We start from the raw sequence: 16,461 nt of genomic DNA on the forward strand, positions 1-16,461 counted from the left end.
CACTTCATCCAATCTTATTTCTCGCTATTATAAGGATATACTATATTGACGTTTGTGAAAGGTAAAAGTTTCTTTTTTGGACATTTTTTGAAATTGTTTTTTAGTCACTACCTAACAACTCTACACTTTGAATAAAAACTGGTGCCATCGCAGCGTAAATCTCTGGGAATTGATCTAAATGAAGCGGATTAACCCCACTTCCTAATTCAAACGTAAAGCCTGGTTTTCGAAATTCGTAGATAAACCAGTCTTTATAGCCAGCATGACTATCAACGTAGCGAACAGAGCGATATCCACTCGAGGCGCTAAAAAGAGACGCATAACGCTGCGAAATGGGTGGTTCTAAACCTTCATATCCCCAATAAAATTCCTCACCTTGTGTATGAAGAGCAATCACTAAGTTAAATGGAATTTGTCTTGCTAATTCCGCCATTGCCTGTGATTCTGGTTGATTCAATGGTGCTACGCCGGGATAATCTCGAGGTGCAGGAGCAGATACGTTGTTACTCTCTTTTTCAATCTCCCAACCTGCGGGAAATTGATCATTTAAATCAACCCCTTCAATATTTGCTTTCCATCCTGTAAAATCATGCGATCCATTATTAATTGCTACTACTTTTTGCTCATTATCTTCACTTGGTCCATTGATGACAAGTTCTACCCCATCAGGATTAACCATAGGGATGACGTAAAGTGACGTTTGCTCATAGGTTGCCATTCTCCTTTGGTGCTCACTAGAATCACTATTCGTTAGGTGCCATAGATGGTCATCTAGCAAAGAAACAAGAATAGGAGTAGTAATCCATTCATTCGCATGAAACGATGCATTCCATTGTACTCGATTTGACCCTGTACCTATCTTAATCATGGTTAACTGTCTTCCTTCCACACTCCTACCAACTTCAGACACTGTCATAAATGGATATTTTGATTTTAACTCTTCAATATCCCTTTCTAGCTCCGCATATGAGTAATTCATCGCACGAGAATTTGGTTGATTTTCCACTCGACTTGGAATTCGAATCATCATACCAGCTGTAAGTTGATTAGGTTGAATAAGTGGGTTTATAAAAAGTAGCGCATCAAGTGGTACATTAAATCTACGATGAATCGTCCAATAAGTATCACCTTGCTGTACAGTGTAGGTCCATGCAACGTATCCTGGAATTTTAACTACTTGACCAATGTTTAATTGATTAGGATTTACATTTGGATTCGAATCAACGATTAACAATAAAGGTACTGAAAAAAGTTTTGAATAACGATTAAAGGTATCATTTTGACGCACGAGTATGTCCATCGTCTCCCCCCCTCAACAAACAGTATTCCAGTATCATAGATTTCATGAAAAAAGATCGAGCACCCACTGGGCACTCGATCTTTTTTGTTTATTCTACGTCTACAGGTTCAGTCGTGTCTTCTTTTAGGCGACCATTTTTAGCATCATAAAAACGCAATAAGTCACCATAAATAATTTCGTCATTATAAGCTAACTCTTCGTTTACTCGTTCCATATAAGGAAGACATATTTCACTGTCAATCGCTTCGCCTGTTTCTTTGTCCCAGCACGTTTCACCTGCATAAACAATGTCCTCAGTGATAAATCGACCATCACGTAGGATAACAAAATTATCATTATCCTCTGAGAAAATGTCTTGCCCGAACTGAATCGCGTTGCCTGTCTCAATTCCAACTAAGTTTTCTATCGTTGGTTTTAAATCAATTTGTCCAGCAAGAGTATGGTTTACCTCTCCAACACCTGAATCTGGAATATGAATGAACAGAGGAACGCGTTGTAGCTGCGCCGATTCAAACGGTGTTATCTCACGTTCTAAATATTTACTCATGGCCACATTATGGTTTTCTGAAATACCATAGTGGTCTCCATACATAATGATAATTGAGTTTTCATATAGCCCGGATTCTTTTAAAGATGCAAAAAATTCTTTAATTGCTTCATCTTGATAGCGAACGGTTTGGAAATACCGGTTCAATGTACGTGAGTTCGAATCATACTCACCAATAAACTTATCCTCCTCATCCAAAGTGAAAGGATAATGGTTTGTTAAAGTAATCACTTTCGAGAAAAATGGTTGTTCCATTTCTTTCATATGATCAACTGATTGTTGAAGGAATGGAATATCTTTCATTCCCCAGTTAACATCTTCGCCTTCTCCAACTGTGTAATCTGGCAGTGAATAAAATCGATCATATCCAAAGTTTTCATAGACGGTATTACGATTCCAGAAACTTCCATTATTTGCGTGTAGCGCCGTCGTATAATAGCCATTATCATTAAAGTTTTCGGTAAGAGTCTGGTACTCATTCCCACTATGTGTAAAGAACACGGCACCACGACCGAGTGGATAAAGCGAGTTATCTAAAAGAAACTCTGAATCGGATGTTTTCCCTTGTTCTGTTTGATGATAAAAATTATCCATGTAAACCGTATCTTCATCTTTTGTTAACTCATTTAAAAACGGTGTAATTTCTTCACCATTCATTTCATTGTTGATAACAAAGTTCTGTGTTGACTCTAATTTTACAACAATGACATTACGCCCTTCGGCAATTCCATGCATTTCATCTGATGGATCTGTTTGCTTTGCTTTAATATAGTTATTTACGGCAACGAGATCGTTACTGTCTGCAAGTGCACGTTGAGCTGATTGTCTAGTTTGTAAATAAATATCATAAATGTGGTAGTTATACGTACCAATATTTTTCACTAGCATTTCACGGTCAAACGTTCTCGTTAAAAGCTGCGGACGCTCTGTTTCTGCTAATCCTAAGTTAAAAAAGAATGTTGCTATCGCTACTAAAAAATAAGCTCTTCTGTTAATTTTAGTTGTCTCTCTGAATATGACAAATGATGGTTTTACCTTTGCAAGTACGATTAAGATAACAATGTCTAGAAAATATAAAGGATCTGTCCACCAATTAATATTTCCTATCGCACTTCCACCAAGATCCCCAAAATTACTCGTTTGGAATAACACAGGCACGGTGATGAAATCATTAAAAAATCGATAGAATACCATGTTAGAAAATAAAATGATCGTTAAAATTAAACTCGTTAGAATCACGTATGTGTTTCTCGTTTTCTCTTTCTTAATGAAAAAAGCAAACCCAAAAATGATCAATAAAAAGCTAAGTGGGTTAATAAACAAGATGATTGCTTGCATCATATTTTCAGCTTCGATACTAAAGCTTGCGAAATAAGACACAACCGTCTTTATCCATAAGAACACAATGGCAAGCGTGACAAGTGAAAGCTTTGGCATCACCCATTTTTTGTTCATAATGTTTCCTCCTCTGAAGCTAAAAAGTTAGCATATTTCTCTATTTATTAGAAATTTGTGGATATCAACTTAAGTTCAGTGACTATCTTAACCCGTTTAAATTTAAAAAGCAAACGATTCTTTTTCACAACTTTAGATCATATTTACAAATCCCTTATAATAGACGTATCAAAACAAAAAAAGTTTCTTTATTTCTTAAACTTATAAAAACACGACTAAAGTAACATGTTTTGAGTTTTATTGATTTCCAATAGCTATAACAAAGAATGATAAACTTTAAGCTGCCATGTATAGGGTGGCAGCTTAAATTTATCATCATTAGTCAGCTGCGTGCTGCAAGCCCCTCTATAGTTCAGGTCACTGACTAATGAAAAAAAGATTCATCTTTCAGCGCGCCTTATGATTGCCTTGACGGAACGAGCCGTTTACGCTTTTGTTTTAATGTTTCTCCTTGATTAACCAGGCAGCGCCGATCACGCCTGCATCGTTTCCTAAAGTAGCAACCTCGATTGTTGTCGATTCAGCGACTGTTGAAAAAGCAAACTGCTTAAACTTTTCTCGTAGAGGATTCAACAATGTATCTCCCGATTGTGATACACCTCCACCAATGACAATTTTCTCAGGATTTAAAGCACCTCCGAGGTTGGCTAACGCAAGACCTAAATAGAATGATAGCTTTTGAACCACTTGAGTAGCAACAAGATCTCCCATAGTTGCTGCATCAAAAATCTCTTTTGATGATAGCTGTCCTGTTACTGCTAGAACTTCTCTTAATGTAGAAGGTGCATTACTTTCTTTTAAAGCATCCATCGCCAATCGAATGACTCCAGTAGCTGATGCAACGGTTTCTAAACAACCATATTTCCCGCAATTACAATAATAGCCATTTTCAGGAACAGCCGTGATATGACCAATCTCACCAGCAGCACCTTTGACTCCATGTGCAATATCACCATTTACGATGACACCACCACCAACACCTGTGCCGAGTGTAACACAAACCACATCACGCGCTCCGTCGCCTGCACCCTTCCACATCTCTCCGATGGCAGCAACATTGGCATCGTTTTCAATGACCACTGGAAGCCCTGTTAATTGCTGTAGTTCGTCACGTAATGCGACTGGTTCGTCCCAACCAATGTTCACCCCTGTGTACAGGATTCCAGTTTGCCTATTCACAGGTCCTGGCGCACCTACTCCAATACCTAACACAGTTTCCTTTTTAATTGAATATTGGACCATTTTTAATTTAATCGATGCTGCAATATCTGGAATGATACTGACCCCTTTATTACTCTTATTCGTCGGAATCTCCCATTTTTCCACAATTTCACCTTGATCTAACACGAACGCAATTTTAATGGTAGTTCCACCAATATCAACACCAATAATCAAGTTTTCGTTCATCTTCTCACCTATCCATCTATTTTTGTTTTTCTTCTCCGATTTCTCTTCTCAAAAGTAGAATAGCTGTTTGATATTCGATTGAATCGATCAATTGCGACTGATAAAGATCTCTTATTTCAAGCTCCATCATGTCCAAATTTGTTGCACGGTCACCTACATAGACAAATATACCAAAGCGCTTTAATAATTGCTGAACATCAAAAACTGTTGTTAATGTCATGTCAGATGACCTCCAATTTACTATACATATCTTTTTACAAGTATAAGTGAATTAAGTTCCATGCTCAAGAACAAGTGGCTCGTTCAGCTAAGGCATAAGACGACCTGCACTTCGTTGACCCTTAGAGGTTAGATTCCTATCCATTATTGAGCATCCAGTTCCTGAACAAGTTGTTGGTATGGTTCGTTATCTTGATCAAGTTCGAGCGCTTTTTCTGCGTGTTTTTTCGCTTCTTCTATGTTCCCTATCTCTATATATACGAGTGCTAAGTTAAAATGTGCTTCATGAAAGTCTTCACGTATTTCAATCGCTTTTTCTAGATTTAATTTACCTTCGTCATACCGCAGTTCATTGATTTCAATAAACGATAAAAGAAAATAGGTTTCTTCTGTGGCTTCTCCGTTTTCATTTAACTCAGTCAAGAGATCATAAGCTATATCGTACTCACCATTTTGAATCGATTCTTGCGCGACTGTATTAACAGCCATTGGGTTCGTACTATCAAATCCTCCGTTGAAACCAAAAAATAGTGAGAGAACAACAAAACAGATAGCAACGAGTGAAAATGATAACTGTTTAACAGATCCTTTTTGCTTTGGAAAAGAAACAATACCCGCAGCCAAAAAGCCCCCAGCAAGTCCACCCAAATGCCCAGCATTATCAATTCCGGGAACTGAAAAACCAAACACGACATTGATTCCTATGACAACAAGTACATTCATTCCCATCGTTCTGAAAAACAGCTTAGGATATCGTACACCAAAATATAAGAGGGCACCAAAACAACCAAAGATCGCACCACTCGCTCCAGCTGAAATATTGTATGTAAAAACAAAACTCATTAACGAACCCACAAAACCTGCAAATAAATAAATGAATAAAAATCTACTACGCCCGAATATTCGTTCAATTAAAGGGCCTAAATAGAAGAGGGCAAATGTGTTCATGAATAAATGTAGGAACCCAATGTGGAGCACCATTGGAGTGAAAAAACGCCACCATTCCCCCGCTTCAATCCCCGGGTTGTATTTTGCACCATATTCTATAAGTACTTGTGGATCTGTACTGCCACCATTTTTTTCAAGCACGTAAAACATAGCAAGTTGGATGACGATAAATACATAGGTAAAAAAAGGTGTAGCTGCATTAAATAGTTGCTGTTCCTTTTTATTCGATTCATTTGCATGTGACAGCGCACGTCGTTTACGCTCTTCAATCTCTTCTTCGTTATAAATGTCACTGAGTGGTTCGTTCATAGTAATAGATACGAACGGATGATTGGGATCTAATCGATTCCAATCCGTCTGATCTTCAATCAATGTCGAATGAATGACTGTTTGTTTATTCTTGCCAGAGTGGATTGGCTTTTCTAATAGAAATTCATAATCATCGACTGGAGCGTTTGTAGAAAAATAAATATTCTCTATCGTTAGGTGACGTTTTTGCACTTTTTTCCTTAACTGATCCCCAATTGATGCAATACGATCCAAATCTCGTTGCATGTGATTGCCCCAATCAAGATCTACCCGAACTAGTCTGATCACCTTCTGATTTTTTTTTGTACCACCTTCAAGCCACATTTCATTATGAGATGGTGAAAGTTTAAACAAACGATAATCTCTATGTACAATTAAATCGTGAGCAACTGCCCAATATAAATAATCTACTCGAGTCGTCATCACGTTCACTTCTTTCTATATTAACTTTGTCATTAGTAACTATAGCGAAAAACCTAAAATGAAGTCCAGTCGAATGGTTGAATCGTTCCGCTTATTTTAACCTTATATGATTTCAAGAAGCCATCCTTCACCAATGATATGATGAACAGCAATATCAAAAGTGTCAGTGGGAACGTTTTCAACTAGTTGCTCATCAAAGCAGAGTGAAAGAGTTACACCAGAATAATGAGCTAAATAGCGATCATAATAACCTCCACCAAAGCCTATACGGTAGCCATTCTTTGAATAAAGAAGACCTGGTACGATCATTAAATCAATGTCGTTTGGTGAAATTTTTGCAAGTGACTCTAATGGTTCTAAAAGACCAAAAAAAGACTCTTCTACATCATTAAATGAATGGATCTCATAAAACTCCATATGGTGATTTTGTGGAATACAACGTGGTACCACTACCTTTTTCCCTTCATCCCATGCTCGTTCGATAATTTTGTGTGTATCAACCTCTGGAAATCGAGAAACAGTCACTCCAACGACAGTTGATTGCTTCCACTGCTCCGAAGTAAAAAGCATGTGTTGAATGTTTGAAGATTTTTCAATCATCTGGCGTTCGCTCAATTCGTTTAAAACAAGATGAATTTTTTTACGATATTCTTTTTTATTCAAGCTATTCAACCGCCTTTATATGAAGTATTTTATGTATACACGTTAAAATAAAAATGCCAGAAACGTTGAACACAACATTTCTGGCGATTAAAACATTATTTAGTCTCGCGGTGAAGAGTCACTTTCTTCAAACGTGGACAATATTTTTTTAATTCAATACGGTCTGGGTTATTACGCTTGTTCTTAGTAGTGATATAGTTACGATCACCAGTCTCAGTGCAAGCAAGTGTAATGTTTACACGCATGTCTTATCCCTCCAAACATTCAAATACAAATTAGCTATTCGACTTCATACGACTTTTCAATAATACCATTACTTCAATAAAAAATCTATACTGAAATGATTGATCTTACATTTTTTTTACGATCTCGTTCTACCCTGGTTTCACGTGTAGTTTTACTTTTCCAATCATTCTTCTATAGCAGTCAACATGGTACAATAAATGAACGTATCATGTAGGAGGTGATTATAGTGGAATTAGCAGCAATGATCGTTAGCGGATTAGCAATTTTTCTTTTTATCTTGTCTTTCTTTTTTAAAGATCGTTCCAAAGTGAATCAGCAAGAAATTGAAGATGTATCGATGGATTTATATCAAGAGCTTTACCAGCTTAAAAAGCGTGTAAAAATTGTAGAAGAAGAAATAATGGTTGATACACCATTATTGACTTCACATAAAATAGGTACGAACGTGAAGCCCAAAAGCAAAAAACCTGTTAATGAAATTATTTTAAATCAAGTTCTGTCTTTACATAAACAAGGTTTTTCCATTGATCAAATCGTCACACGATCTTCGTTATCAAAAGAAGACGTGAACAATATCATTAAAACACGATCGTGAGGGATGTAAATGGATCGACGCACATTACGCGCGCTAGCAGCCGGTATGGTTTTATCAGCACTAGTTATGCTGACGGTGGATCATTTCACCTCTAAAAGCACGGGCACAGCAGATCAAGACCAGGATTCAGACCTGGTCACACAAATAAGAAAAGAACGTGATGAGCTACAAGCCAGTATAGATCAATGGGAAAATAATTCAGCACAACAGGTTTCGGGCGTAGCAGATCACACTGAAACAGAGATCATGACACGATTCATCTTGGTCATCGAACCAGGCATGACCTCCCCCGAAATTAGCGAACAACTCGTTCAAAAAGATATTATCACAGATGCAAATGCGTTGAATAATTACCTTGCTGACCAAGGATTAACCAATAACATTCAAACGGGAGAATATGACCTTAATTCTACTCAGAGCATTGAAGAAATCGCTGCCTTGATTACAAGACAATAAAAAAGAGCTGACGACAGCTCTTTTTCTTATTTATTCATATCGTAACGCGTTCCTTTAACGAGATAGAAAATATTCTCAGAGATGTTTGTTACATGATCTGCTGCTCGCTCTAGGTAGCGGCAAATAAACGAAAGCTGTGTAATTTGAGATAACTTATCTGGACTTTTTGCACTTATGCTCAATAGTTCTTGAATGGTTTGTCCATAAATAGCATCAATCGTATCATCAAGTTCAGCGATTCTTTTTGCTTTCACTACATCTTCATCGGTGAAAGCCTCAAGAACAAGCCCAATCATTTCGGATGTTTTCGTATGCATCAATTTAATGTTTTTAATTGATTTTACAAAAGGATCATTGCCTATTCGTATGGTTGATTTTGCAATGTTAACAGCAAAATCAGCAATTCTTTCTAAATCAGCTGCTATTTTGATCGCCACAATGACACGCCTTAAGTCCATTGCCACTGGTTGCTGTTTGGCAATTAACAAGATTGCTTGATCATTGATCTCTTCTTCTAAACGATTTGCTTTAATATCTTCATCCATAATCGCTAATGAATCATTTATATTTTGATTTTCAAGTGCTTGTAGTGAACGATCGAACGCTCCCTGTGTAAACTCACCAAGCTCAATCAGCTTGTCATTTAATCCTTGTAAATCCGCTTCATACTTTTCACGTACTGACATTCGTTTCCCCTCCTACTTCGTCTCAACAACTAGTTTATTATCCGAATCGTCCAGAAATGTAATCTTCCGTACGCTTATCTGATGGATTTGAAAAAATTTTGTCTGTCGTGTCATACTCCACTACTTCTCCGTGTAAAAAGAATGCCGTTTTGTCTGAAATACGTGCGGCTTGCTGCATGTTATGTGTCACGATAATGATGCTGTACGATGATTTAAGTTCCTGCACAAGCTCTTCTACTTTAAGTGTTGAGATTGGGTCAAGAGCTGACGTCGGTTCATCCATCAAAATGACATCTGGCTCAATCGCTAAACAGCGTGCGATACAAATACGTTGCTGTTGTCCTCCTGAAAGACCATAAGCATTTTCATTTAGGCGATCTTTTACTTCTTCCCAAATCGCTGCTCCTCGCAAACTCTTTTCAACAATTTGATCTAAAATCTTCTTGTTTTTAACGCCATGGATTCTTGGACCATAAGCAACGTTGTCATAAATAGATTTTGGAAATGGGTTCGGTTTTTGAAATACCATCCCTACCTTTGTACGTAGCTCTTCCACTTGATAATCCTTATTGAAGATATTGCGTCCACGGTAGTTAATTTCTCCTGAAGTTTTAACAGAAGGAATGGTTTCAATCATTCGATTCAATGTTTTAATATACGTTGATTTTCCACAACCAGATGGTCCAATGATCGCTGTTACTTCATTTTCTTTTATATCAAGATCGATATTTTTTAAAGCGTGATTCGTACCGTACCATAGGTTGAGCTGATTTGTTTTATAGACGGACGATTTTTCAGTCGTTTGTGTTTGTTGTGCTGGAATTTCGACTTTATTTAGAACAGTAGTTGTCATAATGAAAAACTCCCTTCAGCATTAAACGTTACCATCTCTTTTGATATTTATTGCGAATAAATACAGCAATTGAATTCATGAAAATTAGCAGTGCCATCAATACAATGATCCCCGCGGCGGCTGCATGATGAAAAGCAACCTGTGGACGTAATGTCCAATCATAGATTTGCATTGGTAATGCGGTAAATGTACTCAAAAACCCGTCCGGAGTAAACATTAGTACGGTTGGAATTCCAAGCACGACAAGCGGTGCAGTTTCACCAATCGCACGCGATAGCGCTAAGATACTCCCTGTTAAAATGCCTGGAATAGATGCTGGTAGCACGACACGTAGAATGGTTTGCCATTTTGTTGCGCCCATTGCATAAGATGCTTCACGCAATTCTTTCGGTACAGCACGAACTGCTTCTTGTGATGCAACAATAATAATAGGCAAAATAAGCAGGCTCATCGTTAAACCAGCAGCTAAAATAGAAATTCCCAATCCAAAATAACGAACAAAAATGGTTAATCCAAGTAACCCAAACACCACAGATGGTACCCCTGCTAAATTGGAAATATTGATTTTAATAAACGTTGACCCTTTGCTTTTCTTTGCGTATTCTTCTAAATAAATGGCCGTGCCAACACCTAAAAAAATGGATACAGGTGCAACAACCAACATTAGATAAATCGAGCCGACAATCGCTGCTTTAATACCAGATTGCTCTGGAATACGTGAAGCAAAGTTTAAAAAGAACTCAACACTTAAATAGCCACTTCCTTGAGTGATGACACGATAAAGCAAAATGGCCAGTACAATCAACCCAAACATCGTCGCGGCAAAAAATACCCCTTTTAAGACTAGGTTTTTCGCGATTCTAGACTTTGTATTGGCCGCGACAGATTGGTGATCTATATATTTCATCTCTAGTACTCCTCTCTAAAGCGCTTGGAAATATATTGTGCAAACATATTCATAACAAGCGTGAATAGGAACAAGGTGAATCCGACAGCATAAATGCTGTAGTAATTGGTTGTTCCATATCCGGCATCACCGGTGGTTGCTTGAACAATATAAGCTGTCATCGTCTGAATGGAACCCGTCATGTCCCAATCAAAACCTGGAGTCGATCCAGCAGCAACAGCCACAATCATGGTTTCTCCAATGGCTCGTGAAATCGCAAGTACGGTAGATGCAACAATCCCAGATATAGCAGCAGGTAAAACAATTTTCAACGCTACTTCAAACTTCGTTGCCCCTAATGCATAAGCTCCTTCTCTCATTGAACTAGGAACAGAAGTCATGGCATCTTCAGATAATGATGCGATCATTGGAATAATCATTATTCCCACGACGATTCCAGGGCTCAACGCATTAAATATACTTATTTCAGGAAATACAGATCTCAATATCGGTGTAACAAACGTTAAGGCAAAAAATCCGTAAACGATTGTAGGAACACCTGCTAATACTTCAAGTACAGGCTTGATTATCCTTCTCATTCGTTCACTCGCATACTCACTCAAATAAATGGCTGTTCCAATTCCGACTGGTACTGCCACTGCAATGGCAATCCCGGTTATTTTCAAAGTACCTACAACGAGTGGTAAGACCCCATAAGATGGTGAATTCGCAAAAGGATACCATTCGGTTCCAAAAATATATTCAAACACAGATACGTGTGTAAAAAAGATATACGTTTCAACGACCAATGTTGCCAAGATTCCAATCGTCGTTAACACAGATACTGCTGCAATAGCGAAAAGTATTTTGGGCATCCATTTGTCTAAAAAAGCCAAGAGACCGCGATTGCTTTTTTTAGCAATCAACTCTTGTACTGATACTGTTCCTTTTGGTTCCGTCATAGACATTGCAAAAACCCTCCCTTAATCCACAAACATAATGAGAGCAGAAGCGTAATCTACACGCTCCCCTCTCACTACCAAACGATTCCCTTATTTTAATGCGTCAATTTTTTCCATATCATTGTCATAAACAGCTTGAGGAGCTCGTACGTAACCAACTGCTTCAGATAAATCACCTGCATTTGTAATTGCGAAAGTGATAAAGTCAGCCATCGCTGCATTTTCCCCAATTGCGTCATTTCTTACGTAAGTGAACATCGGACGTGAAAGTGGTGCATATTCTCCAGATTCGATTGTTTCTTTATTTGGTTCAATCGGACCTTCGCCGTCATCAATCGGAATCACTTTCAATGTGCCTTGGTTTTCAACGTAGTATGCATAACCAAAGTAGCCAATTGCATTAGGAGAACCCATTACGCCTTGAACAAGAACGTTATTTTCAGAAAGTGTTGCTGAGCGGACGATGTCTTCATCTTCAAGAATGACTTCATTGAAGTAGTCATACGTTCCATGATCTGTAGTTGGGGAGTAATACTCGATTGGTTCTTCAGGCCATCCGTCACGAATGTCAGCCCATGTTTTCTCAGAACCATCTTCTATCCACATTGCTTTTAATTCATCAACAGTTAAGTAATCAACCCAGTCATTTTCTTTACTGACAACAACGGAAAGTCCGTCATAACCAAGTTCAAGTTCTGTGTACTCGATCCCTGCCTCTGTAAGCGCAGCTGCTTCTTCTTCTTTTATGGGACGAGATGCATTTGAGAAATCCGTCTCACCAGCGATGAACTTTTCAAATCCACCCCCTGTTCCAGACACACCATTTGAAACTTGAACTTTAGGCTGTACACCATTATATTCTTCAACAATTGCTTCCATAATTGGTGCCACAGTCGCGGAACCGTCTCCTCGTACTTGACCTTCAAGTGTAGATGAACGATCTGTCCCCTCTGCATTTGATCCATTCGCAGATTCGTCACCTCCACCACAAGCTGCTAAAAATAGTGCGGATCCAAGCATCGTGGTCATTGCCAAGTACTTAACACTTCTCATTCTGTCATTCCTCCTAAAGAGTTGGTTGATTTGTCTTACAGCTATAAGGTTACACAGAGACTATTAACCTCATATAAATAACGTGTAAAGGTTTTGTAAATCATGCCATGTGGGTGATCAAAATGTCTTGGTGAGGGAGATTCTTCAACGGACTTCTTAGTTTAGACCGTTTCATGGTGTGGTGAAAACGTCTACTTTGACAAATAAAACCATTTATAGAACAAAAAACCTAAATGAAAAGTCATTTTTAGACTAAAAAAAGCTAGATTCCGTGGTGGAATCTAGCTTTTTTCTACTATTTTTAGTTTCCTGCATCCTCTTCAACGTCTGCTGCTTCATCTTCATTCATGCGTTTTTCACGTAGTTCGAAATACTTGTCGACTACTAGTTCTCCAATATTTTGACCTGCGTCATCACGTCCACTTTGAGATGCTTCGTCCATATATGCCGCAGGAACTAATACGGAAAAAGCTACTTCTGGTTGTGAAGCTGGTGCATATCCAACCGCAGAAGAATTAATCACCTCATACACATTACCATCTTTAACTATAACAGCCTCTGCCGTTCCCGTCTTACCAGCAGCTACATAGTCTTTGTCTCTAAAATTTCTTGACCCCGTACCATCTGAACCATGAAAAACATCATAAAAACCTTGCTTCACATGATCGATTTCTTCTTTCGTATTGTCCACCTTGTTTAACACTTCAGGTTTCATATCTTGTAACAAGGGACCCAACGTATCTTTGTCTTTACTTGGTTCTCTAATTTCCTTTACGATTGTTGGCGCGATGCGATACCCTCCATTGGCAATGGTAGATACATATTGAGCCAGTTGCATGGTTGTGTACGTATCAAACTGACCGATAGATAAATCGAGAAGCTTACCTGGTATTAGTCGATCTACATCATTGGTTTGAACCCCTATGCTTTCTCTAGGTAGATCGATTTGCGTTTCAACACCTAATCCAAACTGACCGAAGTAATTTCTCATTTTGTTAAATGCGGAAGTTGGGATATCAATTGGTTTTTCACGTTCATATGTTGCACCGGCCATATCTATTGCAATCTTAAACATAAATCCGTTTGAGGATTTTTCTAATGCCTTCAAATCAGTATACATTTTGGGAGACTCCCCAGGATAAAACCATGAACTTTTTTCTGGAGTTTCTGCTATCTTTATGGGTTCGTCATATAACGACCCACCAACCTTAATAATCTCATCCTGGTATCCAGATAAGACCGTTGCTCCTTTAACAGAAGAACCTGCTTCATAAGCATCTGTAAATGCACCGATAGTATAATCAAGGATTTCAGGTCCATTCTCCTCATTAACATATTGTTTACCAACCATCGATAAAACTTCTCCAGTTTTCGGATCCATCATCACAACAAATGCCCGGTCAAGTAATGGACGAGAACCACTTCCAGAACCGGTCTTCAGATCCCACAAATAGCCTTCTACGATTTCTTCAACCTCAGCCTGTAATTCCATATCAATAGAAAGAACTAAATCATTTCCACGCTCACCTTCTGCGATTGTCTCTTGATCGATTACATTCCCAGCTTTATCAGTGATCGTTTTATCTTTAGATTTTTGACCTTGCAAGATGGGTTCATATTGAAGCTCTAAGAAGCTCGTCCCCACTCGATCATCTCTCGAATAGCCTTTTGAAAGATACGCGTCAATTTGTTCTTCAGGAATGGAACCGACTTTACCTAACGCTGATTTGAATACACCCTCATAGCGATAGTCGCGTTTCCAATCAACCATGGTATTGACACCTGGAAGAGAATCTAACCGTTCATCTACTTTTGCAATTTCTTCGTCTGTAACATTTTCGTTTTTAATCATTTGAGGGGACAAATTGGAACCTTTTTGCATTTCGCTGTAGATCGCTAGAGTTTCTAGATCTAGAGTATTAAGTTCTTCTTCAGTAATACGCTCACGAATTCGGTCACGGATTTCGTCATCGTATTCTTCTTCCTCAAGTTCTCCTTTTAGGTCTTCTTTCTCTTCATCTGTTATCTTCTCTTGTGCCAGGTCTTCATTTAGTAGTCTCCAAAAGTCCTGTTTATCACGGTCCCTCAGCTTCTCAGTGTCCATTGTAATAAGATCAGCCAACTTTTCTGCTAGGTCTACCATATCTTCTGGTGTGTCTTGTTGTGTCCTAGTATAAATAATGGCATTAACTGGCTCATTATCGACAACGATATTCCCATTACGATCAAATATCTTACCTCGAGGAATACTTGTATTTACGACTACTTCTTCCGTTCGCTCGACCTCTCTTGCATGTGTTTCTCCATCTACAATTTGAACAAATCCTAACCTCAAAATAAGGGATGAGAACAATAAAAATATGGCAAAAAAGAGCACGTTCATTCTTGATGACACATGATTCTTTTTTGATTTTTTTTCTTTTTTGGAGCGTACTGCGTTTTTATTCAATCGCGTTCTTCCTTTCTAGACGTAAGAATTCTTATACTCGATACTATAGAACATTAACGATGGTTTCTATAGTAGAATGGTCCTTTTTCACACTAGCGTTTTTTCCATGCTACTTTTACAAAGTTTCTTCTATCTTAATTATACAGGAAAATAGTTCTCTTACAAAATATGAAATAATGAAAGTCATTTTTACTTCTTCTCGATTAATAAAAATCCAACCGTATCACGTAAAAAAGAGCCCACGCACAATTGTACATGGGCTCTTAAGAACGGGAGTTATTTAGCTCCAACGTAAAGCTTTTCAACTACATTCCAGTCAACAACGCTCCAAAAAGCATTGATATAATCTGGACGTTTGTTTTGATATTTAAGGTAATAAGCGTGCTCCCAAACATCAAGACCCACAATTGGCGTTTTACCTTCTGTTATTGGAGAATCTTGGTTTGGCGTGCTTGTAATTTCAAGCTGACCGTTGTTAACAACTAGCCATGCCCAACCAGAACCGAATCGACCTGCTCCAGCTGCAGCAAATTCTTCTTTGAATTTTTCAAAGCTACCGAATTTATCGTTGATTGCCGTAGCAAGCTCGCCGCTTGGCTCTCCACCACCGTTTGGTGAAAGGATGTTCCAGAAAAATGAATGGTTCGCATGTCCACCGCCATTGTTACGAACGGCTGGACGAATTGATTCTGGTACGCTGTTTAAGCCAGCTACTAGCTCATCGATTGTTTTAGATTGAAGACCGTCATGACCTTGAAGCGCGTCATTTAATTTCGTGACATATGTGTTGTGATGTTTCGTGTGGTGGATATTCATGGTGTCCTTGTCGAAATGCGGTTCTAGTGCGTCATATGAATACGGTAGTTCTGGTAAAGTAAATCCCATGATTAAATTCCTCCCTATGTAAGTTTGTTTGAATCGACGATTTAACGATTCATCATTTCTATAGTAGCGTACCAAATACTCAGCAAAGCATCAATAGATTTGTTTGCTAGCTTGATAAA

16 protein-coding genes are annotated in these 16,461 nt (G+C 38.3%); 2 read left to right on the forward strand and 14 right to left on the reverse strand.

The window, feature by feature from the left end; genetic code table 11:
* Positions 1–100: 100 nt before the first annotated feature.
* From AB1471_RS01235 to rpmG, 7 genes are all read right to left on the reverse strand, one after another.
* Positions 101–1,300 (reverse strand): M14 family metallopeptidase, encoded by a 1,200-nt coding sequence (locus AB1471_RS01235; RefSeq protein ID WP_367777700.1) that lies wholly within the window; start codon positions 1,298–1,300, stop codon positions 101–103.
* A gap of 88 nt (positions 1,301–1,388) precedes the next feature.
* A complete protein-coding gene (locus AB1471_RS01240) occupies positions 1,389–3,302 on the reverse strand; it encodes an LTA synthase family protein (RefSeq protein ID WP_367777701.1) in 1,914 nt (637 codons plus the stop codon).
* A gap of 438 nt (positions 3,303–3,740) precedes the next feature.
* Positions 3,741–4,709: an ROK family glucokinase gene (locus AB1471_RS01245; RefSeq protein WP_367777702.1), complete on the reverse strand. Its 969-nt coding sequence runs from the start codon at positions 4,707–4,709 to the stop codon at positions 3,741–3,743.
* Between the two features lie 16 nt (positions 4,710–4,725).
* Entirely contained in the window at positions 4,726–4,929 is a 204-nt protein-coding gene (locus AB1471_RS01250) for a YqgQ family protein (protein WP_367777703.1), read from the reverse strand.
* A gap of 143 nt (positions 4,930–5,072) precedes the next feature.
* A complete protein-coding gene (locus tag AB1471_RS01255; RefSeq protein WP_367777704.1) occupies positions 5,073–6,608 on the reverse strand; it encodes a rhomboid family intramembrane serine protease in 1,536 nt (511 codons plus the stop codon).
* 102 nt (positions 6,609–6,710) lie between these two features.
* Complete coding sequence (locus tag AB1471_RS01260) at positions 6,711–7,271, reverse strand: 5-formyltetrahydrofolate cyclo-ligase (protein ID WP_367777705.1); 561 nt, start codon at positions 7,269–7,271, stop codon at positions 6,711–6,713.
* 95 nt (positions 7,272–7,366) lie between these two features.
* A complete protein-coding gene (gene rpmG / locus AB1471_RS01265) occupies positions 7,367–7,516 on the reverse strand; it encodes a 50S ribosomal protein L33 (RefSeq protein WP_041090274.1) in 150 nt (49 codons plus the stop codon).
* A gap of 227 nt (positions 7,517–7,743) precedes the next feature.
* Between rpmG and AB1471_RS01270 the strand changes: the two genes are divergently transcribed.
* Both AB1471_RS01270 and AB1471_RS01275 read left to right on the forward strand, forming a co-directional pair.
* Complete coding sequence (locus AB1471_RS01270; RefSeq protein ID WP_367777706.1) at positions 7,744–8,112, forward strand: hypothetical protein; 369 nt, start codon at positions 7,744–7,746, stop codon at positions 8,110–8,112.
* 9 nt (positions 8,113–8,121) lie between these two features.
* A complete protein-coding gene (locus tag AB1471_RS01275; protein ID WP_367777707.1) occupies positions 8,122–8,568 on the forward strand; it encodes a hypothetical protein in 447 nt (148 codons plus the stop codon).
* A 26-nt stretch (positions 8,569–8,594) separates the two neighbouring features.
* On the opposite strand, the gene phoU is transcribed toward AB1471_RS01275, so the two are convergent.
* The 7 genes from phoU to AB1471_RS01310 all read right to left on the reverse strand — a co-directional run bounded on the left by phoU (position 8,595) and on the right by AB1471_RS01310 (position 16,342).
* A complete protein-coding gene (phoU, locus tag AB1471_RS01280; RefSeq protein WP_367777708.1) occupies positions 8,595–9,254 on the reverse strand; it encodes a phosphate signaling complex protein PhoU in 660 nt (219 codons plus the stop codon).
* Between the two features lie 37 nt (positions 9,255–9,291).
* Positions 9,292–10,107, reverse strand: a complete 816-nt coding sequence (gene pstB / locus AB1471_RS01285) for a phosphate ABC transporter ATP-binding protein PstB (RefSeq protein WP_367777710.1) — start codon at positions 10,105–10,107, stop codon at positions 9,292–9,294.
* Between the two features lie 28 nt (positions 10,108–10,135).
* Positions 10,136–11,014, reverse strand: a complete 879-nt coding sequence (pstA, locus tag AB1471_RS01290) for a phosphate ABC transporter permease PstA (RefSeq protein WP_367777711.1) — start codon at positions 11,012–11,014, stop codon at positions 10,136–10,138.
* Between the two features lie 2 nt (positions 11,015–11,016).
* Positions 11,017–11,961: a phosphate ABC transporter permease subunit PstC gene (gene pstC, locus AB1471_RS01295; protein WP_367777712.1), complete on the reverse strand. Its 945-nt coding sequence runs from the start codon at positions 11,959–11,961 to the stop codon at positions 11,017–11,019.
* Between the two features lie 84 nt (positions 11,962–12,045).
* Positions 12,046–13,008 (reverse strand): PstS family phosphate ABC transporter substrate-binding protein, encoded by a 963-nt coding sequence (locus AB1471_RS01300; RefSeq protein WP_367777713.1) that lies wholly within the window; start codon positions 13,006–13,008, stop codon positions 12,046–12,048.
* 301 nt (positions 13,009–13,309) lie between these two features.
* The gene (locus tag AB1471_RS01305) at positions 13,310–15,391 is read right to left on the reverse strand and encodes a peptidoglycan D,D-transpeptidase FtsI family protein (RefSeq protein WP_437342318.1); all 2,082 of its coding nucleotides are present in this window, start codon (positions 15,389–15,391) and stop codon (positions 13,310–13,312) included.
* 342 nt (positions 15,392–15,733) lie between these two features.
* The gene (locus AB1471_RS01310) at positions 15,734–16,342 is read right to left on the reverse strand and encodes a superoxide dismutase (protein ID WP_367777715.1); all 609 of its coding nucleotides are present in this window, start codon (positions 16,340–16,342) and stop codon (positions 15,734–15,736) included.
* Positions 16,343–16,461: the final 119 nt, after the last annotated feature.

The organism is Jeotgalibacillus marinus (assembly GCF_040801915.1).
GTDB lineage: Bacteria > Bacillota > Bacilli > Bacillales > Jeotgalibacillaceae > Jeotgalibacillus > Jeotgalibacillus marinus.

Coding starts and splice junctions, on each gene's coding strand:
- AB1471_RS01300 (WP_367777713.1), bottom strand. CDS start 13,008: ATGAGAAGTGTTAAGTACTTGGCAATGACCACGATGCTTGGATCCGCA.
- AB1471_RS01250 (WP_367777703.1), bottom strand. CDS start 4,929: ATGACATTAACAACAGTTTTTGATGTTCAGCAATTATTAAAGCGCTTT.
- pstA (WP_367777711.1), bottom strand. CDS start 11,014: ATGAAATATATAGATCACCAATCTGTCGCGGCCAATACAAAGTCTAGA.
- AB1471_RS01240 (WP_367777701.1), bottom strand. CDS start 3,302: ATGAACAAAAAATGGGTGATGCCAAAGCTTTCACTTGTCACGCTTGCC.
- pstC (WP_367777712.1), bottom strand. CDS start 11,961: ATGTCTATGACGGAACCAAAAGGAACAGTATCAGTACAAGAGTTGATT.
- pstB (WP_367777710.1), bottom strand. CDS start 10,107: ATGACAACTACTGTTCTAAATAAAGTCGAAATTCCAGCACAACAAACA.
- AB1471_RS01255 (WP_367777704.1), bottom strand. CDS start 6,608: ATGACGACTCGAGTAGATTATTTATATTGGGCAGTTGCTCACGATTTA.
- AB1471_RS01275 (WP_367777707.1), top strand. CDS start 8,122: ATGGATCGACGCACATTACGCGCGCTAGCAGCCGGTATGGTTTTATCA.
- AB1471_RS01235 (WP_367777700.1), bottom strand. CDS start 1,300: ATGGACATACTCGTGCGTCAAAATGATACCTTTAATCGTTATTCAAAA.
- phoU (WP_367777708.1), bottom strand. CDS start 9,254: ATGTCAGTACGTGAAAAGTATGAAGCGGATTTACAAGGATTAAATGAC.
- AB1471_RS01245 (WP_367777702.1), bottom strand. CDS start 4,709: ATGAACGAAAACTTGATTATTGGTGTTGATATTGGTGGAACTACCATT.
- AB1471_RS01310 (WP_367777715.1), bottom strand. CDS start 16,342: ATGGGATTTACTTTACCAGAACTACCGTATTCATATGACGCACTAGAA.
- rpmG (WP_041090274.1), bottom strand. CDS start 7,516: ATGCGTGTAAACATTACACTTGCTTGCACTGAGACTGGTGATCGTAAC.
- AB1471_RS01305 (WP_437342318.1), bottom strand. CDS start 15,391: ATGAACGTGCTCTTTTTTGCCATATTTTTATTGTTCTCATCCCTTATT.